This window comes from Clostridium sp. MCC353 (assembly GCF_018785315.1).
Lineage (GTDB): Bacteria > Bacillota > Clostridia > Lachnospirales > Lachnospiraceae > CHH4-2.
The window spans coordinates 1-21,026 of sequence record NZ_WQPN01000159.1 but is presented as its reverse complement, the minus strand read 5'-3'; the positions used below and the strand labels follow the sequence as shown (position 1 = coordinate 21,026).

The following is a 21,026-nucleotide window of genomic DNA, read 5'->3' as shown; positions in this document are numbered from 1 at the left end:
ATTTTCCAGAAGAGGCTTCGGATATGGAGTTTGAATGGGAAGAATATGATCAATGCCGTGAGGAATGCGGCTATTCAACTGATGAATGGGAACCATTGAAAGCGACGATATGGAATATATGTTCGGAGACTGCGGACATATCTATTTCTGGATACGGAAACAGGATCTGAAAGATCAGATGTTTGATAATATATGGCTGATTTTGCAGTGCAGTTAGAGCGCTTAGCAGATAGAAAAGATCAGAATTTGAGGGAGGAAAAAATAATGGCAGAAGAAAAGGGAAAATTCGAAGAATTCCTATCGGCAGTTGCGCCGGAACACCGGGCATTTGTGGAGAAACTAAATAATAAACTCATTGAACTGGGCTGTAATCTTGTTACCAAGGAAGCGAAGAGCGGATATACTGCGTCATATCAATTTGAAAAGAAAACAGTAATGAACTGGGTGTTTCGAAAGGCGGGTATTCTGGCACGGATTTACGGTGACAATGCGGGCAGCTATGAGGAGATAATCGCTTCTCTGCCCGTTGATATGCAAAAGAAAATGACGGCTTCCCGCGACTGCAAGAGACTTATAGACCCTAATGCCTGCAGTGATACCTGTGTGAAAGGTTTTGTTTATTCCCTCAATGGCAATATACATAAAAAATGCCGTAATGACGGAATGTTCTTCCTGCTGACAACTGAAACAGCAGAGCACATAGCTGATTTGGTCTGTGCCGAGGTTACAGTACGTAAGGCGGCTTCATAGCGGCAGTGCAGTCAAGCCGCATTACTTCCGGGATTACGGTAAGCCAGGCAGAATTATTATTTGAACGCGCAAGCGTCTATCCGCAGTCACAGGAGGCAGTGCGCAGACAGCTCACAAGAATCCTTGATTTATTGATTGAACACGGTGCTGATTATACAGCCTGGGCAAACAGAGGCCATTATCCTGAACCATATCCGGGCCCCAGCAATAAGAGCATGTATATCGATGATTTTGTACCGGCAGATGGGACGGACATCGACGGGAATAAGGAACTGAGAGCATTTATGCAGGAGTATTTCAAAAACAGAAAGTTACATGTTTGATTGGAACAACGATGCATTTTCATCATATAAAAGAGGAGGGATTTTATGAAACGCTTCGTATTACTTGCATTTATAAAAACACTTGTCATTACTGTAGGAAGTAGTTTGATCTATATTCTATATGGTCTAATATCCAACAATCCTTTTAAAATAACCTTAGAATTTGAAATAATATTTTTCTTGGCAATATTCTTTACCAGCTTAATCGAGTATGTATGGGTGAATCGAAAGAAATAACGTTATATCTTGATCTATAGCTGTAATATTTTAGACTGATGAATTGAAACGCGGTTTCCTATGTTTGGTGCTTCGTAGTATTAGACAGATGGAAGATTGTAAATGGTGATGGTATGCAGCATAATCTCAGAGAAAAAGTATCACGAATTATAAAAGAGCGAAAATTGTGTAGTTTTATGAATAATACAAAATGGAATGAACTGATATCCGCAATAACAGAAGAAATGCCGTTTCCTCCCCCATTTGATATTAAATATCTGACCGGGAAAGATTGTTTTTCAAACGAACTTCTTAATGGAGATGTCTATCATTTGGGCGACTGGAAGGGAGAAAATTTTCCGCCTGAAGAATACTACTTCAATATCGAATGGATTAAAGTACGTCCCCGCCATTTAAAGCATCGCGTAAAGCTGATCAAACCAGAAATCATTGACGAAAGCAGACTATTTGAGACAATCTTGAATCGATATCATATTCACTATGAAGAAAGAAACGGATCATATTATATTTACGGATACCATTAACTTCCCGTTTATTGGAAAGGCAACAAAAACAGTTTGGATAAGCTAAGGGTCAGGATGAACGTATAAAAGAATTGCCGCGTACAGATTCTTTTCGATTACTAGCTGTGTTCCTTTGGTTCTATTAACTATATGCAATTTTATAGTAAGCAGGTGGCTTTCAATAGGATCAAATTTTTATTTACCCCTTATTCAGCCAGTACCCAGCCGAGAATCCTGGAAACGGGGGCGGGCCTGCGCGTTCGGGGGCCGTCTGGAAACCGTTAGTGGTTCTTGGCCTGCAAGGGCGGACAGAGGCGGGCAGAAACTGAAAACCGAATCAGTTTCTGAGGTGCCCGCTGAGAGGTGAAGTCCACACAGAGTTCACCTCGAATGGGCACCGCACCGCCTATGTCCGCTCTTGGAGACCTAGAACCACTTACGGTTGGAAGCCGGTTTCCGAACGCGCAGGCCCGCCCCCGTTTCCAGGATTCATGGCGTTACCTCCACAATTAACAAAAAAAATGGCCCCCCCATCAAGTTTATGGTATACTGAAAAGCAAAGTCATGCCATTACGGCGGATAGGAGGTAATATGTCCTTACAGTTTATTCTAGGCGGTTCGGGCAGCGGGAAAACAAGGGTTTTGTATGAATGGCTGATCAGAGAATCCATTTCGAATCCCGGACAGCAGTATATTGCGGTGGTTCCGGAACAGTTTACCATGCAGACCCAGAAAGAGATTGTGACCCTGCATCCCAATCACGGAACAATGAACATAGATATCGTAAGCTTTCAAAGGCTTGCGTACAGAATATTTGAAGAACTGGCAATTGAAAATCCCATGGTTTTAGACGATATGGGGAAATCCATGGTTCTTAGAAAAGTTGCGTCGGAAAAGAGAAACAGCCTGGGGTATTTTAAGGGGAACCTGAATAAACCCGGGTTCATCAACTGTTTGAAATCCATGATTTCAGAGCTGCTTCAATATGGTATTACAGATGAAATGCTGAAAGAAATGGTTCCTCAGGCCGGGAGCGACGTGCTGAGCCATAAATTAAAGGACCTCACGGTTTTGTACCAGGGGTTTCAAGAGGGCAAGGAGAATTGCTTTATAACGGCAGAGGAGATTTTATCCGTGTTGTGCGATCATTTGGCTGATTCGGAAATCATCAAAAACAGTGTGGTCACTTTGGACGGATATACGGGATTCACTCCGGTTCAGTACCGGCTCCTGGAACTCATGATCCGTTACTGCAAAAAGGTGGTTGTGTCGGTCACAGTGGATCCGTCGGATCATCCTTATCAAAGGACGGATTACCAGGATCTGTTTTATATGAGCAAATTGATTGTATCCAAGTTAAACCAGATAGCAGAGGAAAATTTTATATACCGGGAACCGGACATCCGTTTGGACCGCCATCCCTATGTCCGGTTCGGGGACAGGGCGGAGCTGGACTTTTTGGAACAGAATATCTTCCGGTACGGCGCCGCTCCATATGACGGGGAATGGAAGGACGGGGAGAATTCTCCTCTTTCCCTGTACCAGGCGGCATCCCCTCAGGATGAGGTGGCCTTTGTGGCTGCCGGAATCCATAAGATGGTGCAGGAAAATGGCCTGCGTTACAGGGATATTGCGGTGATCACAGGAGATCTTGTCGGTTACCGGCCCCAGATCATCCAGCAGTTTGTTAAAAATGAAATCCCCTATTTTATGGATGATAAGAAGAGCATATTGGAAAATCCCATGGTGGAACTGATCAGAGCCGCTTTGGAAGTGCTGCAGAAAGATTTCGCCTATGAGAGCGTGTTCCGCTATATTAAGACCGGGCTGGTTTGGGATGACATGGAACAGGCGGACCGGATGGAAAATTATGTGATTGCCCTTGGAATCAGGGGATTTAAGAGGTGGAACAGCATTTGGGAATGGGAATATAAAGGCAGCCATGATTTGAATCTGCTGGAATTAAACTATTGTAAGAACCAGATTCTGGAACCTCTCTGCCATTTGAGGGAGGCTTTCCGGGAAGAGGGGATTACGGTCAGGGGAATGGCCGCGGCCCTGGTGTCATTTCTGGAAGAATGCCAGGTGGAAAAGAAAATGCAGGAGTTCCAGACGTATTTTGAAAGCCGGGGACAACTGGTGCTGGCGAAGGAGTACAGCCAGGTCTATCAACTGGTTATGGATCTGTTTGACCGTCTGGTTGGGCTCTTAGGCGGGGAAAAAGTCAGCAGGAAAGAGTTTGGCGAGATTTTGGACGCGGGGTTTGAAGAGATCAAAGTCGGTGTGATCCCGGCTACGGTTGACCGTGTTGTGGTGGGGGATCTGACAAGAACCCGACTCGACCACATCAAGGTGCTGTTTTTTGTAGGGGTCAACGACGGAATTGTGCCGTCGAAAAAGACGGCGGGAAATCTTTTAACCGATAAAGAGAGGGAATTTTTAGGCTCACATAACATAGAACTGGCCCCCACCTCTACGGAGGATGGGTTTATGCAGCGTTTTTATCTCTATCTGATGCTGACAAAGCCGTCCCAAAAGCTGATTTTGTCCTATACGGCACTCAATTCCCAGGGAAAGAGCCAGAGGCCGTCCCACATCATCAATGAGATCAAAGCCCTGTTTCCGAAACTGGAGGTCAGGGAGTGTGAGGCGGAGGATGGAATGATCCATTCCATTCAGGAAGGGAAAAGGCAGTTGACCCAGGGGCTGCGCAGATTCCGGGAAAAGCCGGATGATCCCCGTTTTATGGAGCTTTACCGCTGGTTTTTCAATTCGCCTGAGTATAAGGAACAGCTCAGGCCGCTTGTTGAGGCGGCCAGTTTTGTGTACCGGGAGAGAGGGATCGGAAAGGCTGCGGCCCAGGCCCTCTATGGAACTGTGCTGAATGGCAGCGTGACCCGGCTGGAACAGTATGCAGCCTGCGCCTATGCCCATTTTCTGAAATACGGGCTGGAACTGACAGAACGGCAGGAATATAAACTGGAGGCCGTAGATTTGGGAAATCTGTTCCATAATTCCATTGACCGATGTTTTAAAACGATACAAGAACAGCAGAAGAGTTTTCGGGATATGGGAGAAGAAGAGAGAAAACAACTGGTTAAAACCTGTGTGGAAGAGGTGACCGGAGAATACGGAAATACCATACTGCAGAGTTCGGCCAGAAATGCCTATCTGGCGGCCAGAGTGGAGAAAATTACGGACAGGACGATCTGGGCCCTTGCGGAGCAGTTGAAAAAAGGCGATTTTGAACCGGCAGGCTTTGAGGTGTCCTTTTCATCTCTCGATAATTTGGCGGCTATGAAGATCCCGCTCTCAATTGATGAATCCCTTCATTTGAAGGGAAGGATCGACCGTCTGGACACCTGTGCGGACGAGGGACATGTCTATGTGAAAATCATCGATTACAAATCAGGGAGCACCAGTTTCGATCTGCTTTCCCTGTATTACGGGCTTCAGCTTCAGTTAGTGGTCTATATGGATGCGGTGGTGGAACTGGAAGAGAGAAAACATCCGGATAAAGAAGTGGTTCCTGCCGGAATCTTTTATTATAATATCAAAGATCCTATGGTGGAAAAAGAAGCCGGGACTGATCTGACGGAAGAAACCATTGAACAGCAGATTTTAAAACAATTGAGAATGAACGGTTTAGTCAACAGTGAGCTGGAAGTGATCAAACACCTGGATCATGAAATTGAAAAGGAATCCGATGTGATTCCTGTGGCAATGAAAGACGGGGTGATCCAGGAAGCCAGATCATCCGTCGCTAACCGTGAGCGGTTTGAAGCTTTAAAAGGATATGTCAGGGAGAGGGTGAAAAAGGCCGGAAGGGAAATTCTGGACGGGCAGATTCCGGTCAATCCGTATCAGCAGGGTACGAAAACGGCCTGCGATTACTGTCCCTATCACTCTGTCTGCGGATTTGACAAGAAGACGGATGGATACCAGTACCGGAAATTCCGGTCCATGAAGCCGGAAGAAATATGGGGCGAGATAGAAGAGACGCCGGGAAAGGAGAAACCGCCATGTCAGTAAACTGGACCAGAGAACAGCAGCAGGTTATTGATAGCAGAAACAGGAACCTCCTGGTGTCGGCCGCTGCGGGAAGCGGCAAAACCGCAGTTTTAGTGGAGCGGATCATTCAGATGATTACGGATAAAGAGAATCCGGTGGACATTGACCGGCTGCTGGTCATGACATTTACCAGCGCGGCGGCTGCGGAGATGCGAGAGAGGATTGGAGCGGCCATTGAAGAGAAACTGGCTAAGAATCCCCATGACCGCCATCTCCAGCGCCAGGCCACCCTGGTTCATTTCGCCCAGATCACCACCATTGACAGCTTTTGCCTGCAGGTGATCCGGGAACATTTTAATAAACTGGATATTGATCCGGCCTTCAGGATCGGGGATGAGGGAGAACTGATGCTGATCAGGGCCGATGTGATGAAGGAAATGCTGGAGGATTACTACGAGAGCGGAGACGAAGGGTTCGAGCGCTTTGTGGACACTTATGCGGTGGGAAAAGCCGACGGCGGCATAGAGGACTATATCATGCAGGTCTACACCTTTTCCCAAAGCAATCCATGGCCCGGACAGTGGCTGAAGGAATGCAGGGACGAGCTTTCAGGCAGCGATATGGAACAACTGATGGAAATGCCCTGGATGCAGTTTTTGATGAGCGACGCCATAGCCCAGCTCAGGGAATTTATGAGCCAGCTTGAAGAAGCCCTGGAAATTTCCATGGGGGATGAGATTTTATCCGCTTACGAGCCCATGTTAAAAAATGATGTGGCAATGATGAAACGGCTGGCGGATTCTGCGGATTATGGGCAGCTCAACGAAGCGTTAAAAGGCGTGGCGTGGGACCGGATGGCCACAATCCGGAAAAAGGATGTGGACGGGGAAAAGAAGGAGTTTATTACCTCCACCAGAAACCGGGTTAAAAAAGCGGTGACAAAACTGCGGGATGATTACTGTTTTGATACGGTGGAAGATGTGATCGCCGACATCCAGGCAGCCGGTGATACGGTGCTGACCCTGTTAAAGCTGGCCCAGGATTTTTCGGACCGGTACCAAAAAGAGAAAAAAGAAAAGAATATAGTGGATTTTAACGATCTGGAACATTTTGCCCTGAACATCCTGATCGATATGCAGGAAGGCCAGGAGCGGCCGACGGCGGTGGCGGACGAACTGAGCAGCCAATATTATGAGATTCTGGTGGATGAATACCAGGACAGCAACTATGTCCAGGAAGCGCTGATCCGCAGCCTTTCGGGAGAGCGGTTCGGACGTCCCAATGTGTTCATGGTGGGGGATGTGAAGCAGAGCATTTATAAATTCCGTCTGGCCCGGCCGGAGCTGTTTATGGAGAAATACGAGACGTATACGGTGGAGGACAGCAAAAGCCAGAAGATCGAACTGCACCAGAATTTCCGAAGCAGGGAATCGGTTCTGACCAGCATCAATGACATTTTTTATAGGATTATGATTAAGGATTTGGGCAATATCCAGTATACGAAGGATACGGCCCTCCATCCGGGAGCTACGTTTGAGCCATGGGAGGGCAGGGCGGGGACGCCAACGGAACTGCTGCTCCTGGACAGGAAGGAGGAGACCGGGGAGTATACGGGGCAGGAAGCGGAAGCCCGGATGATCGCCGGTAAGCTGAGACAGCTGATGGACCCTGAAAACGGACTTTATGTGTGGGATAAGAAAAAGAAGGAATACCGCATTGTAAAGTACCGGGATGTGGTGATCCTGCTTCGGAGCACCAGCGGCTGGGTGGAGACATTTTTAGAGGTGCTGACAAGTGAAGGGATTCCCGCTTATGCGGAATCCAGAACCGGATATTTTTCCGCCATTGAGGTGGAAACGGTGTTGAGCCTTCTGGCGGTAATTGACAATCCGATCCAGGACATCCCTCTTGCGGCGGTGCTGAAATCCCCGGTTGTGGGCATGACGGATGAAGAACTGGTGGTGATGATGTACCTCTATAAGAGGAAGATCGAAAAGGGCCAGGACAGGGGAATCTATGGGGCTCTAAGGCATATGCTGGCTGTGGACACAGCGGGAAATCTGCCGGAAGAAGAGCGGTTTATCGCGGAAAAACTGCGCAGATTTGAAGACATGAGAAATGACCTGCGGCGAAAGAGCGCCTATATGCCGATTCACGAGCTTCTCTATGATATCTACAGCGTGACCGGTTATTATGATTATATATCGGCCATGCCTGCGGGAGAGGTGAGAAAGGCCAATCTGGATATGCTGGTGGAAAAGGCTGTTTCCTACGAAAAAACCAGCTATAAAGGCCTGTTTCAGTTCATCCGCTATATCGAAAAGATCAAACGGTATGACGCCGATTTCGGAGAGGCATCGGTGATCGGTGAACATGACGATACGGTGCGGATTATGAGCATCCACAAGAGCAAAGGCCTGGAATTTCCGGTGGTATTTTTGGCCGGGATGGGCAAGAACTTCAATAAACAGGATGTGAGGGGGAAGATTTTAATCGATCCCCGGCTTGGAATCGGAACGGATTATGTGGATTTGGAAAGAAGGGTGAAGTCCACAACCCTGAAAAAGAATGTGATGAAGCGGAGAATTGATCTGGAAAACCTGGGAGAAGAGCTGAGAATCCTGTATGTTGCCATGACCAGGGCAAAGGAAAAGCTGATCATGACGGCAACTGACCGGAATCTGGGCGGTAAGATGGAGAAATGGCGTCAGGTTCCATTTGTAAACGGGGCCGTTCCCTATACGGTGTTATCCACTGCCGGTTCTTATCTGGACTGGGTTTTGATGAGCATGTCCCGGCCGGTTCCCTCCATTGAGGTGGAGGAGGTGGAATTGGAGGAGCTGGTGGGAGCGGAAGTAAAACGCCAGGTCTCCAAGGAACTTTCCAGGGAGGAACTGATTCATTTTAACGGGGAAAAGGTCTATGATGAGGAGTATGCCGGGCGGCTGAAGGAAACCTTATCTTTTAAATATCCCCATGAGCCGGATATCCATCTCCATACCAAGATGTCCGTATCGGAACTGAAAAAACAGGGACAGATGGAGGACGAGGAAGAAACGGAGCTGTTACCCGTTATCCCGGCATTTTTAAAGGAGGAAGAGGCCCAAAAGACCGGGGGAGCGACCAGGGGAACCGCTTACCACCGGATTCTGGAGCTTTTGGACTTCGCGGCAATATCGGACCGGAAATCGCTGGAAGAGGCGGCTGCGGTCCTGAAAAAATCCAGGAAAATGACGGAAAGCAGCATTGCTCTGGTGGATACCGGGCGGCTGTGGCGGTTTTTTGATTCGCCTTTAGGCAGGCGGATGAGGGAAGCTGCGGCAGCAGGAAGGCTTCATAAGGAGCAGCAGTTTGTGATCGGGATACCGGCCGGACAGATGGAAGTCTGTGATTCGGACGAACTGGTGCTGATCCAGGGTATTATAGATGCCTATCTGGAAGAAGAGGACGGCCTGGTTTTAGTGGATTATAAAACGGACCGGGTGCAGGCGGGACAGGAACAGGTTCTGGCGGACAGGTACCGGGAACAGCTGGACTATTATCAGAGGGCGTTGGAACAGATGACAGGGAAATGCGTCCGGGAAAAGATCATTTATTCCCTGACACTTCATAAAGAGATCAATCTCAAACATTGGGCGGCCGCAGAAGGCGGCGGAAAGGAAGGAGAAAGGCATGAGAACAATTAAAACGGCGGCATTAATCGGGCTTGGGGCGATCGGAAGCTACCTGGCAGGAAACTTATCAAAGGTGATGGGAGACGATCTGAGGATTATCGCGGGAGGAAGCAGGAAAGAACGGATTGAGCGGGACGGGATTGTCATCAATGGAGAACCTTACCATTTCCATGTGGTTTCGCCGGAAGAGGAGACGGGATATGCGGATCTGGCCATTGTCATCACCAAATTTACGGGCATCAGGGAAGCCTTGAAAGATATGAAAAACCAGATCGGCCCGGATACGGTGATCATGGCTCCGCTCAACGGGGTGGAGAGCGAAGAAGCGGCTGCAGAGGAATATGGATGGGACCGGGTGATCTATTCCCTGGCAAGAGTCAGCGTTGTGATGAAGGGCAATCAGGTGAGCTACAACCCTAAAGTTGCCCATATGGAGTTTGGAGAGAAGACCAACCAGACCATTTCGGAGAGAGTCCAGGCTGTGAAGGATTTATTTGAAAGCGCCGGAATTGAATCCTGGATTCCGGAAGATATGGAACGGGCCATCTGGATGAAATACATGTGCAATGTGAGTGAAAACCAGACGGCAGCAGTTCTGGGCATTCCGTTTGGCGCCTGGAGCGGTGTCAGCGACCACGCGACCGCGGTCCGGGAGATGGTGATGCGGGAAGTTGTGGCTGTGGCGCAGAAAAAGGGCATCGATCTGTCGGAAGAGGATATCCGGAAGCAGAAAGAAGTGCTGAAGAAGATGCCGTATCAGAACAAACCCTCCACCCTTCAGGACATTGAATCAGGCAGAAAAACAGAAGTGGATATGTTTGCGGGTACCATGGTGCGGCTCGGAAAAGAGCTGGGAGTGCCCACGCCGCTGAATTCCTTTTTATATCACGCGATCCATGTTTTGGAAGAAAAGAATGAGGGAATTATATAAACGTAACAGTTCGGACGGCGGGAAAATTGATAAAGAAAGCTGCTTACAAGCGAGCTTGACGCTGCTTTCTTTATCAATTTTCCCGCCGTCTGGAATGTTTCGTATAAAATATACTAAAAATTTTTCATCTTGACAGATGTGTTGTGACATGTTACCATGAAAATGTAAATGTACAAAAATTTTTAGTATATCTAAAAAATATTTGTGAAATCTTTTACAGAGTTTTGATAACTGAATTTTATGTGGAGGAATCGCAAAATGACGCTAAACTGCTATGTTCGGGGGCGAAAACGGCGACAATTTCATAAAGATTATTTTTTGAGAGCAGTCCATTTGGGCTGCTCTCTTTTTAACTTTGTATAATTTTTCACAAATAACAAGCTTAAAAGGAGGTAATGGTATGAAGGAAGAGACGAAAACTGTGTGCTGCTGTGGATGTGACAACAGCCAGGAAGGGCTTTTAAAGCTGATTGGTGAACGGGCCGCCGAGTATCGGGGGAAAGAAGGCAGTTTGATCCAGGTGCTTCATATGGCCCAGGGGATTTACGGATATCTGCCGTTGGAGGTGCAGCAGGTTGTGGCGGAGGCGCTGGATGTGCCGCTGTCAGAGGTTTCCGGGGTGGTTACTTTTTATTCTTTCTTTTCAACCCAGCCCAGAGGGGAGCACACCATACGGGTATGCCTTGGCACCGCCTGCTATGTAAGAGGCGGAAAAAAGATTGTGGAGCGTTTGAAAAAGCTGTTGGATGTGGAGATCGGGGATACGACAAAAGACAGGAAATTTACCTTTGAAGTGGCCCGCTGCATCGGCGCCTGCGGCCTGGCGCCGGCCATGTCCATTGACGACCAGGTGTTTAAACAGGTAAATCCTGATAAGCTGGAACAGATTTTAGCAAGATATTATGACGGGGAGGAATAAAACATGGATTTATTGAGGGTCAAAGAGGAATACATAGAAAGACAAAAACAGTATCAATATCAGGTTTTAGTATGCGGCGGAGCCGGGTGCATCTCGTCACACTGCGGGGAAGTACAGGATGCGCTGAAAGAAGCGCTAAAGGAACACGCTCTTGAAAAGCAGGTTCAGGTGCTGGTTACAGGATGTATGGGAACCTGCGCGGCCGGGCCTGTGCTCTTAGTGGAGCCGGACGGAATTTTCTATACGGCCATGAATCCGGATAAGGTGGCAGATATGGTGGAGCGCCATTTGGTAAATCAGGAGATTTGTGAAGAATACACATTTTATGATGAAGAATTGAAGAAATATATTCCGAAACTGGACGATATCAGCTTCTTTAAGGAGCAGGTGAGAATTGCGCTGAGGAACTGCGGGCGGATGGAATATGCGTCCATGAAGGCTTATATTGCCAGAGACGGCTACGGGGCCGCGGCCAAGGCGCTTACGTCCATGAGCCGGGCCGATGTGGTGGAAACCATTAAGGCTTCCGGACTGAGAGGGCGCGGAGGAGCCGGGTTCCCCACAGGAGTAAAGTGGGAAGCAGGTATGAAAGCTGTTTCAGAAGATGGAAGAAAATATATTGTTTGTAATGCGGATGAAGGCGATCCGGGAGCATTTATGGACAGAAGCATTCTGGAAGGCGATCCTCACAGCATCATCGAAGGAATGATGATAGGGGGATATGCCATTGGAGCGGATAAAGGTTATGTCTATGTGCGCGCAGAATATCCTCTGGCCGTAGAGCGTCTGTCCAATGCCATCGATCAGGCCAGAAAGGCGGGAATCCTGGGTTCGGATATCTTCGGAAGCGGTGTGGATTTCGATCTGGAAATCAGAATCGGAGCGGGCGCCTTTGTCTGCGGAGAGGAGACTTCCCTGCTGGCGTCCATAGAGGGAAAGAGAGGGGAGCCGAGACAGAAGCCGCCGTTCCCATTTGAAAAAGGCCTGTTTGAATCTCCTACCATTATCAATAATGTGGAGACGCTGGCCAATATTGCCCCTATCGTGCTGAACGGAGCAGATTGGTACCGTCAGTTTGGAACGGAAAAAAGCGCGGGAACCAAGGTATTTGCACTGGCCGGAGACATTGCCAATGCGGGAATCATCGAAGTGCCTATGGGAATCCTGCTTGGAGATATTATCTATAAAATCGGAGGCGGGATTTCGGGAGGAAAACGGTTTAAGGCCATCCAGTCAGGCGGCCCCTCAGGAGGCTGTCTGACAAAAGCCCATTTAAATACCCCGGTCGATTATGAATCCCTGTCAAAGCTGGGCGCGATCATGGGATCAGGCGGCCTGGTGGTTATGAACGAAGACACCTGTATGGTGGATACGGCCCGTTATTTTATGGACTTCATCCGGGATGAATCCTGCGGAAAATGCCTCCCGTGCCGCAATGGCACAAAGCGGATGCTGGAAATCCTGGAACGGATTACGGAAGGCAGGGGAAAAGAAGGGGATTTGGAACTTTTGGAAGAACTGGCGGAGACCATCAAGCAGACTGCCATGTGCGGCCTGGGCCAGACAGCCCCCAACCCGGTATTATCCACATTAAAATATTTCAGAAATGAATATGAATCCCACATTTACGCCAAACACTGTGACGCAGGCGTCTGCGCTGAACTGCAGACCGCCCCGTGCCGCAACGCATGTCCGGCCAATGTCCATGTACCCGGATATCTGACCTTGTTATCTCTGGGAAGAATCGAGGACGCATACCAGTTAATCCGACAGGAAAATCCGTTCCCATCGGTCTGCGGCCGCGTCTGCACCCATCCCTGTGAGAGCCATTGCCGCCGCAGCCAGGTGGATGAGGCTGTTTCCATCTGTTCTCTCAAGCGGTTCATCGGGGACTACGCGCTGCGGGACGATTACAATGTGCCCATGGTAGAGCCCCAGCCGTCTACCGGAAAGCGGGTATCCATCATCGGGGCTGGGCCGTCCGGTCTGTCCTGCGCTTATTATCTGGCGAACCTGGGCCATGAAGTCCATGTATATGAGGCGGAATCCGTGGCAGGCGGAGTCCTCTATTGGGGAATTCCGGAATACCGGCTTCCAAAAGAAGTGCTGGCAAAGGAAGTCCATGCCATTGAGAAGAGCGGAGTGAAGATCCATTTGAAAACAAAGATCGGGGAAAATATCACATTTGACCAGATGAAAGCTCAGTCCGACGCCGTATATATCGCTATCGGAACCCAAGTGTCCCGGTTACTGGATATTCCGGGAGAGGATTTGGAAGGCGTGGAAAGCGGACTTCAGTTCTTAAAACGGGTAGGGCTTAATTATGACAGAACCGTTGCAAAACGGATCGTAGTGGTGGGCGGAGGCAGCACAGCCATGGATGTGGCCCGTACGGCAGTCCGTTTAGGCGCAGAAGAAGTGACCGTAGTCTACCGCCGCACAGAAAATGAGATGCCGGCCGGTGCAGAAGAGGTTGTGGAAGCGAGAGAAGAGGGAGTTAAGATCATCACTCTGGCCTCCCCAAGAGAATTCCTTGGAAAAGACGGCCATGTTACAGGTATCCATCTGGTGCGCAGGGAACTGGCGGACTACGGAAATGACGGGCGCAGAAGAAGCGTACATATTGAAGGTTCTGACTTCACCATTGAATGCGACTGCATCATCAAAGCCATCAACCAGGATGTGGATCACCAGTTCTACCACACAACCCAGGTGGGAATGGATCAAAGGGGCAATCTGGAGATCAATAAATTCACCGGCCAGACGTCCCAGGAAGGCATATTTGCAGGCGGCGACACCAGCCCGTGGGGTGCGAATGTGGTGATCCAGGCCATTGCGGACGGAAAACTGGCAGCGGTCAATATCGATAAATATCTGGGCGGCAGCGGTGAACTGAACAAGGGACAGATGTTTGTGATTCCGGACGCGCCGGATGCGGAAGTGACCGAACCCCACAAACGTTTCCCGGTAAGAACCCTGGCTCCGGAAGACCGGATCGACAACTTTAAAGAAGTTGCCTGCGGTTTCCATAAATTAGACGCCATGGCGGAATCGTTAAGATGTCTGCACTGTGATAGAAGATAGGAAGGAGAGGTAGTGTGATGAATATAACGATCAATGGAAAGAGGATGGAAGTCCGGGAAGGCCTGACCATCATGGAAGCGGCGAAAGAAGCCGGAATCAAAATCCCAAGCCTTTGCCAGTACAAAGATATCCATAAATACGGTTCCTGCCGTATCTGCGTGGTGGAAGTGGAGGGCATGAAGAACCTCCAGGCCTCCTGTATGGCCAAAGTCCGGGACGGAATGATGATTAAAACCAATTCCCCCAAGGTCAGGGCTGCCCGCAAGGTGCTGTATGAACTGCTGTTATCCAACCACCCCAAAGACTGCTTGAACTGCCAGAGAAACCAAAACTGTGAGCTCCAGCAGCTGGGATATGAGCTGGGAGTTACGGAAAGCCGCTTAGAGGGGGAAATGGCAAAGGCCAAAATCGATATTTCACCTTCCATCACCAGGGATACCAGCAAATGTATCCTCTGCCGCCGCTGTGTTACGGTCTGCAACCAGATCCAGCATGTGGGGGCGATCCAGGCCCAGAACAGAGGTTTTGAAACCGTGATAAGCCCTGCCATGGGGCTGCCGCTGAATTCCACGGCCTGTGCCATGTGCGGCCAGTGTACCGTAGTCTGCCCCACAGGCGCCCTTCAGGAAACGGACGGCCTGACGCCGGTATGGAGAGCCATTGCAGATCCTGATAAACGGGTTGTGGTTCAGGTAGCTCCTGCAGTCCGGGCCGCGTTGGGTGAGGAATTCGGCATGGAATGCGGCACGCCTGTCACCGGAAAAATGGCATCGGCCCTTCACGAACTGGGCTTCGACGACGTATTTGATACCCTGTTTTCCGCCGACTTGACGATTATTGAAGAGGGAACCGAGCTTTTGGGACGTTTAAATGATGTCCTGAAAGAGGGCAAAGAAGCCGCCCTTCCGATGATCACAAGCTGTTCGCCGGGCTGGATTAAGCATATTGAGCACCGGTTCCCCGATGAGCTGGATCACCTTTCAAGCTGCAAGAGCCCTCATACCATGATGGGCGCGGTGGTGAAATCCTTCTATGCTGAAAAGATCGGAAAAGATCCAAAAGATATGTTCGTGGTTTCCATAATGCCGTGCACGGCCAAAAAGTATGAGATTCAAAGGCCGGAGATGCAGGTGGACGGACACCCGGACGTGGATGCGGTCCTCACCACCAGAGAGCTGGCCAGAATGATTAAATCCGCTGGAATTGATTTTGTAAACCTTCCGGAAGGCGAATTTGACGCCCCGCTGGGATTGTCCACAGGCGCGGCAGATATCTTCGGCGTGACCGGAGGCGTTATGGAAGCCGCTTTGAGAACGGTTTACGAATTGGTGACCGGCCGGGAACTTCCCTTTGAAGGGCTCCATGTGACGCCGATTGTGGGCATGGAACAAATTAAGACAGCGTCTCTGCTCATTGAAAATGTCCTTCCCCAATTCTCCCATTTGGAAGGGGTGACGGTGAATATCGCGGTCACCAGCGGTTTGGAAGGCGCTTCGATCCTGATGAAGGAAGTGGCGGAAGGAATATCGCCCTATCATTTCATCGAAGTGATGGGATGCCCCGGCGGATGCGTCAATGGAGGCGGACAGCCGAGAACCTATGTGGAGGGATACCGTGAGAAGAGGGCGAAAGCGCTTTACAGCGAAGATGAGAGGAAGACTTACCGCAAGTCCCATGAAAATCCGGACCTCCAGAAACTTTATGAGGAATATCTGGGAGAGGCCAACGGACATCTGGCCCATAAACTTCTTCACACCCATTATACGAAACGCGGGGTTTATAATGAGCTGATGGAATAGTTTTGTATACGGAATAGTTTTGTATATGGAATAGTTTTATATATGGAATAGTTTTGTATATGAAATAGCTTTATATATGAAGTTGTTTTATCTTTATAGCGGTTAGCTTTTGCTGTGCCGGTTTCTCCGGGAGTTATGTGGAGAAACCGGCACAGTCTTGTTTTTTAGCCCTTGCCATGGTTTCTCTGTGGGCTTTTTGAAACGCTGTGAGATACTTACAGCGGTGCAGACGGTTCCTCTTTTCTGCCGGAATAAGGGATAGGCCCCCGGATATCCGTTTAAGCACAGTAATGATTGACAGCATGTCTCTTTGTGATACAATATCATATATAGAAAATATCTATAAATGGGGAAAAGAGGGGTTAATCATGATACCAGACAATGAAGTGAAATTAACAAAAATGTCGCACACCGCAGGCTGCGCGGCCAAAATCGGACCGGGAACTCTCGCAGGAATCCTGGAAAGTCTTCCAAAATTCCAGGATCCCAATCTGCTGGTGGGCATTGAGACTTCGGATGACGGAGCTGTTTATAAAGTTTCCGACGAATTAGCGCTGATACAGACATTGGATTTCTTTACTCCGGTGGTGGACGATCCGTATGTTTTCGGACAGGTGGCGGCGGCCAATGCGCTGAGCGATATCTATGCTATGGGCGGTGAACCCAAAATCGCTCTCAATATTGTGGCATGGCCAAACTGCGTCAATCCTAAATTTCTTGGAGAGATTTTAAGAGGGGGCGCAGACAAGGTGCTGGAAGCAGGAGCTGTCCTGGCCGGAGGCCACTCCATTCAGGATGACGAACCAAAATACGGGCTCAGTGTCACCGGTTTTGTACACCCGGACAAGATGTTTAAAAACTGCGGGGCAGTTCCCGGGGACGTGCTGATCCTGACAAAACCCCTGGGAACCGGCATTGTCAATACTGCCGTAAAAGCGGAGATGGCATCGGAAACGGCCAAAGAAGAGGTGATCCGGACCATGACCTCTCTGAATAAAAAGGCAAAACAGGTGATCGAGGGCTATGAGATTCACAGTTGTACTGATGTCACCGGCTTTGGGCTGGCAGGGCACAGCGTGGAGATGGCGGAAGGAAGCGGCGTCACCATAGAGATTGATTTGGACAGGCTTCCGGTTCAGTCGGAAGCGGCCGAATACGCGAAAATGGGGCTGATCCCGGCCGGAGCCTACAGAAACCGTTCATTTACAGAAGAAAAGATCGACATGGGCGTTGCAGAGGAACATATGCTGGATATATTTTTCGATCCCCAGACCTCCGGCGGCCTGCTCATCAGCGCGGATCCTGAAACGGCCGGACAGATTATGAAAGATCTGGAACAGGCCGGTATGGAAACTCCATTTGCGGTGATTGGCCGTGTGGTGCCTGCCGCAGAGAAGAGAATCCGGTTAGTGCGGGAGATGAAACTATGATTTATCTGGATAATGCGGCAACTACATTTCATAAGCCGGAATGTGTGGTAAATGCGGTGGTTCAGGCCATGCGGCATATGGGAAATGCAGGGCGCGGGGCCCACGATGAAGCGCTTTTTGCCTCCCGGCTGATTTTTGATGCCAGACAGAAGGCCGCTGTATTTTTTGATGTTGGCGATCCCTCCCGGGTGGCATTTACAATGAATTCTACAGAAAGCTTAAACATAGCCATTCAGGGCTTATTCTGTCCCGGAGATCACGTGATCACCACGCAGATGGAACACAATTCTGTGCTGCGGCCTTTGTATTTAATGGAAGAAAGAGGAGTGCGCCTCAGCATTCTTCCGGCGGACGGTTTGGGAAAGATTGATCTCAAGGAACTGGAAAGCCAAATCAGGCCAGAAACAAAAGCCGTTGTCTGCACTCACGCCTCCAATCTGACCGGAAATATGGTGGATTTAAAAAAGATCGGAGAGGTCTGTGCCGGATACGGTATTTTACTGGTGGTGGATGCATCACAGAGCGCAGGCGTTTATCCTGTCAAAATGAAAGAGATGGGGATCGATGTGCTCTGTTTTACGGGCCATAAAAGCCTGATGGGCCCTCAGGGCACAGGGGGAATCTGTGTCCGGGAAGGCGTCAGGATCCGGCCTTTGCTGGCGGGAGGAAGCGGAGTTCACAGCTATTCGAAAAAACATCCGGCCGAAATGCCTACTGCTTTAGAGGCCGGTACGCTGAACGGCCATGGAATTGCCGGCCTGTCTGCTGCATTTGATTATATAGAAGAAATGGGAATGGATAAGCTGAGGGAACAGGAACTGGGGCTTATGTGGAGATTTTATCATGGAGTCCGGAACATACCCAATGTGAAGATCTATGGGGATTTTGATGCGACAGAGCGGTGCCCCATTGTGGCTTTGAATATCGGGGATTATGATTCCGGTCAGGTGGCGGATGAGCTGTATACAGAATACGGCATCTGCACCAGGGCGGGAGCCCATTGCGCCCCTTTGATGCACCAGGCCCTGGGTACAGCTGACCAGGGAGCCGTCCGATTCAGTTTCTCCCACCAGAACACAAAAGAGGAAGTGGATGCGGCCATACAGGCGGTAAAAGAACTGTCGGAGGAGTGAGGGGGCTGAAGAATGAACCTGAAACAATTAGAAGCCTTTGTGTGTGTAACAGAGGTGAAGAGCTTTTCAAAAGCGGCAAAAAAACTTTATCTCACCCAGCCGACCATCAGCGCCCATATCAATTCTTTGGAAAAGGAGCTGGGGAGGAAGCTGTTTATCCGCACCACAAAGGATGTATTTCTGTCGGCGGATGGACAGCGTTTATATGAAAAAGCCCGCCAGATGCTTCAACTGGAAAAAAGCATATGGAGGGATTTTGAAGAAAAAGAGAACCCGGAAAAACGCAAAATGATTGTGGGCGCCTCTACGGTGCCCGGCCAATATATCCTGCCTCAGGCCCTGTCCCTGTTCTGTCAAAATTATCCGGAAAATGAGCTGCAGCTTTTGGAGGCGGACAGCGAAGCCGTGATAAGAATGATTTTAGACGGTGAAATCGAAGTGGGCTTTACAGGAACCAAAATTGAAAATGCTTCCTGTGTATACGAGCCTTTCTATTCCGACCGCTTAGTTCTGATCACACCGAATCAGGAAGAATACAGACAGTTTAAAGGAGACGGTTATCCGTTGGAACAGCTCTACCAGGAAAAAATGATCGTCCGTGAAGACGGCTCCGGCACCAGAAAGGAAACGGAACAGTTTTTAAAGGACGAGGGAATCGATACGGAAAAGCTTCATGTGGTGGCAACCATCAGCAATCAGGAAACCATTAAAAAATCTGTGGGCAGCGGCATGGGAGTGTCCATTATCTCCAGCGCGGCGGTGGAAGACTACGTACAGCAGGGGCTTGTGCTGAAATTCCACCTGGGCGGGAAAGACGTATGCAGGAAACTCTATATGGTTTGGAACCGCAACCGGAAACCGGGCATGGCGGCCAGGACGTTTTTACAGTTTGTACGGGATTTATATGAATACATATAGGATAATCTTTATTTAACGAGTTGGCGTGGGTAACGCCAGTAAGAAGGGGAACCTGGAGCGGAGGACAAGGCCGGGCGGCCAAAGGGGAGGACCAAAGGCAGCGGGGATCTGATTCCGGCCGTTAAGTGGAACTAAGGCTTTCAGAATGGAAAAAGGCGGTGCGATGCCCATTCACGGTAAACTCCTGATGACTTTACCGTTCAGTGGGCATCTCAGAAACTGATTCGGAATTCAGTTTCTGACCGCCTTTTTCCATCCTGAAACCCTAAGTTCCACTAAACGGCCTCCACAGGATCCCCGTCGCCTTTGGTCCTCCCCTTTGGCCCCCCGGCCTTGTCCTCCGCCCCAGGTTCCCCTTCTTACAGGCTGGGTACTGGGCACGCTGAAATAAAAAAGATTGGGGGGAGAAAGAGCAAAGAAGCGTTTGAGTGGTATTTGGTGTAGGTTTTGATAAATATGACATGGCGATTTGATATAAAGGGTGAGGGCATTTACATTAAAGGGTGAAGGCATTTTCGAAAATGCCTTGAGGGTTGACATTTTCCTTATTAAATGTCTATTTTATGGAGGAATGGTATATGACTACAGTGTATTTTATAAGGCATGCGGAACCAAATTATGCAAACCATAGTGACCGGGAAAGGGAGCTTACAGAAAAAGGTCTGAAGGATAGAAAAAAAGTAACGGATTATCTGGATGATAAAAATATTGAAGTTGTTCTGTCAAGTCCTTATAAGAGATCGATAGATACTGTGAAAGATTTTGCCGACAAACATAGTCTGGTAATTGAATGTATTAGCGATTTTAGGGAGCGCAGGGTAGATAGTGTGTGGATTGAAGATTTTGATGCCTTTTGTAAAGCGCAATGGAGCGATTTTGGTTATAGATTATCGGATGGGGAAACCTTAGGTGAAGTTCAAATGAGAAATATTAATGCATTAAAGGTCGTTTTAAACAAGTATAAGGATAAAAATGTAGTTATCGGCAGCCACGGAACCGCGTTAAGCACGATTATCAACTATTTTGACAACTCCTTCGGATACAATGAATTTCAAAAAATCAAATTGATTATGCCTTGGATCGTAAAACTTACTTTTAACGGAGAGAGCCTGAAATACATTGAAAAGATAGATGTACTTAATAGACTATGACAGGTCAGAGATAAGGTTTAAAGATAGGTATACACCAATGAAAAGGAAGTAACGCCATGAAGACGGGGAATCCGGGGCAGGGAGCCGTGGATGAGAGGAATTGGGGGGCGGATTCCGACCCTAAGAAATACTAAGGCCTTCAAGGACGAAAAAAGACAGTGCG

At 48.9% G+C, this 21,026-nt stretch carries 14 protein-coding genes; all 14 read left to right on the top strand.

Annotated elements, in window-relative coordinates; genetic code table 11:
• The first annotated feature begins 85 nt into the window (after positions 1-85).
• Complete coding sequence (locus tag GPL15_RS23915) at positions 86-217, top strand: DUF1963 domain-containing protein (RefSeq protein WP_215701197.1); 132 nt, start codon at positions 86-88, stop codon at positions 215-217.
• A gap of 47 nt (positions 218-264) precedes the next feature.
• The gene (locus tag GPL15_RS23910) at positions 265-750 is read left to right on the top strand and encodes a hypothetical protein (protein ID WP_215701196.1); all 486 of its coding nucleotides are present in this window, start codon (positions 265-267) and stop codon (positions 748-750) included.
• A gap of 5 nt (positions 751-755) precedes the next feature.
• Positions 756-1,073: a hypothetical protein gene (locus GPL15_RS23905; RefSeq protein ID WP_215701195.1), complete on the top strand. Its 318-nt coding sequence runs from the start codon at positions 756-758 to the stop codon at positions 1,071-1,073.
• A 350-nt stretch (positions 1,074-1,423) separates the two neighbouring features.
• A complete protein-coding gene (locus GPL15_RS23900; RefSeq protein WP_215701194.1) occupies positions 1,424-1,834 on the top strand; it encodes a DUF6678 family protein in 411 nt (136 codons plus the stop codon).
• A gap of 570 nt (positions 1,835-2,404) precedes the next feature.
• A complete protein-coding gene (gene addB / locus GPL15_RS23895) occupies positions 2,405-5,845 on the top strand; it encodes a helicase-exonuclease AddAB subunit AddB (protein WP_215701193.1) in 3,441 nt (1,146 codons plus the stop codon).
• Entirely contained in the window at positions 5,836-9,510 is a 3,675-nt protein-coding gene (gene addA / locus GPL15_RS23890) for a helicase-exonuclease AddAB subunit AddA (protein ID WP_215701192.1), read from the top strand. Before addB ends, addA begins: the two co-directional genes overlap by 10 nt.
• Positions 9,497-10,429 (top strand): ketopantoate reductase family protein, encoded by a 933-nt coding sequence (locus GPL15_RS23885; RefSeq protein ID WP_215701191.1) that lies wholly within the window; start codon positions 9,497-9,499, stop codon positions 10,427-10,429. Before addA ends, GPL15_RS23885 begins: the two co-directional genes overlap by 14 nt.
• 400 nt (positions 10,430-10,829) lie before the next feature.
• On the top strand, positions 10,830-11,348 hold the full coding sequence (locus GPL15_RS23880) for an NAD(P)H-dependent oxidoreductase subunit E (protein WP_215701190.1): 519 nt from the start codon (positions 10,830-10,832) through the stop codon (positions 11,346-11,348).
• A 3-nt stretch (positions 11,349-11,351) separates the two neighbouring features.
• Positions 11,352-14,432, top strand: coding sequence for an NADH-quinone oxidoreductase subunit NuoF (gene nuoF, locus GPL15_RS23875; protein ID WP_215701189.1), 3,081 nt, complete (start codon positions 11,352-11,354; stop codon positions 14,430-14,432).
• 14 nt (positions 14,433-14,446) lie between these two features.
• Entirely contained in the window at positions 14,447-16,231 is a 1,785-nt protein-coding gene (locus GPL15_RS23870) for an NADH-dependent [FeFe] hydrogenase, group A6 (RefSeq protein WP_215701188.1), read from the top strand.
• Between the two features lie 368 nt (positions 16,232-16,599).
• Positions 16,600-17,661: a selenide, water dikinase SelD gene (gene selD, locus GPL15_RS23865; protein ID WP_215701187.1), complete on the top strand. Its 1,062-nt coding sequence runs from the start codon at positions 16,600-16,602 to the stop codon at positions 17,659-17,661.
• Positions 17,658-18,794 carry an aminotransferase class V-fold PLP-dependent enzyme gene (locus GPL15_RS23860; RefSeq protein WP_215701186.1) on the top strand — a complete coding sequence of 379 codons (1,137 nt, stop codon included), beginning with the start codon at positions 17,658-17,660 and terminating at the stop codon, positions 18,792-18,794. The genes selD and GPL15_RS23860 overlap by 4 nt, the downstream gene beginning before the upstream one ends.
• Before the next feature lie 12 nt (positions 18,795-18,806).
• Positions 18,807-19,712 carry a selenium metabolism-associated LysR family transcriptional regulator gene (locus GPL15_RS23855; protein WP_215701185.1) on the top strand — a complete coding sequence of 302 codons (906 nt, stop codon included), beginning with the start codon at positions 18,807-18,809 and terminating at the stop codon, positions 19,710-19,712.
• Between the two features lie 578 nt (positions 19,713-20,290).
• Positions 20,291-20,863, top strand: a complete 573-nt coding sequence (locus GPL15_RS23850) for a histidine phosphatase family protein (RefSeq protein WP_215701184.1) — start codon at positions 20,291-20,293, stop codon at positions 20,861-20,863.
• The last annotated feature ends 163 nt before the right edge of the window (positions 20,864-21,026 follow it).

Bases quoted from the DNA above. Each gene is read 5' to 3' on its own strand.
- GPL15_RS23860 (WP_215701186.1), top strand. From the start codon at position 17,658: ATGATTTATCTGGATAATGCGGCAACTACATTTCATAAGCCGGAATGT.
- GPL15_RS23880 (WP_215701190.1), top strand. From the start codon at position 10,830: ATGAAGGAAGAGACGAAAACTGTGTGCTGCTGTGGATGTGACAACAGC.
- GPL15_RS23855 (WP_215701185.1), top strand. From the start codon at position 18,807: ATGAACCTGAAACAATTAGAAGCCTTTGTGTGTGTAACAGAGGTGAAG.
- addB (WP_215701193.1), top strand. From the start codon at position 2,405: ATGTCCTTACAGTTTATTCTAGGCGGTTCGGGCAGCGGGAAAACAAGG.
- nuoF (WP_215701189.1), top strand. From the start codon at position 11,352: ATGGATTTATTGAGGGTCAAAGAGGAATACATAGAAAGACAAAAACAG.
- GPL15_RS23850 (WP_215701184.1), top strand. From the start codon at position 20,291: ATGACTACAGTGTATTTTATAAGGCATGCGGAACCAAATTATGCAAAC.
- GPL15_RS23910 (WP_215701196.1), top strand. From the start codon at position 265: ATGGCAGAAGAAAAGGGAAAATTCGAAGAATTCCTATCGGCAGTTGCG.
- GPL15_RS23885 (WP_215701191.1), top strand. From the start codon at position 9,497: ATGAGAACAATTAAAACGGCGGCATTAATCGGGCTTGGGGCGATCGGA.
- GPL15_RS23915 (WP_215701197.1), top strand. From the start codon at position 86: ATGGGAACCATTGAAAGCGACGATATGGAATATATGTTCGGAGACTGC.
- GPL15_RS23900 (WP_215701194.1), top strand. From the start codon at position 1,424: ATGCAGCATAATCTCAGAGAAAAAGTATCACGAATTATAAAAGAGCGA.
- addA (WP_215701192.1), top strand. From the start codon at position 5,836: ATGTCAGTAAACTGGACCAGAGAACAGCAGCAGGTTATTGATAGCAGA.
- selD (WP_215701187.1), top strand. From the start codon at position 16,600: ATGATACCAGACAATGAAGTGAAATTAACAAAAATGTCGCACACCGCA.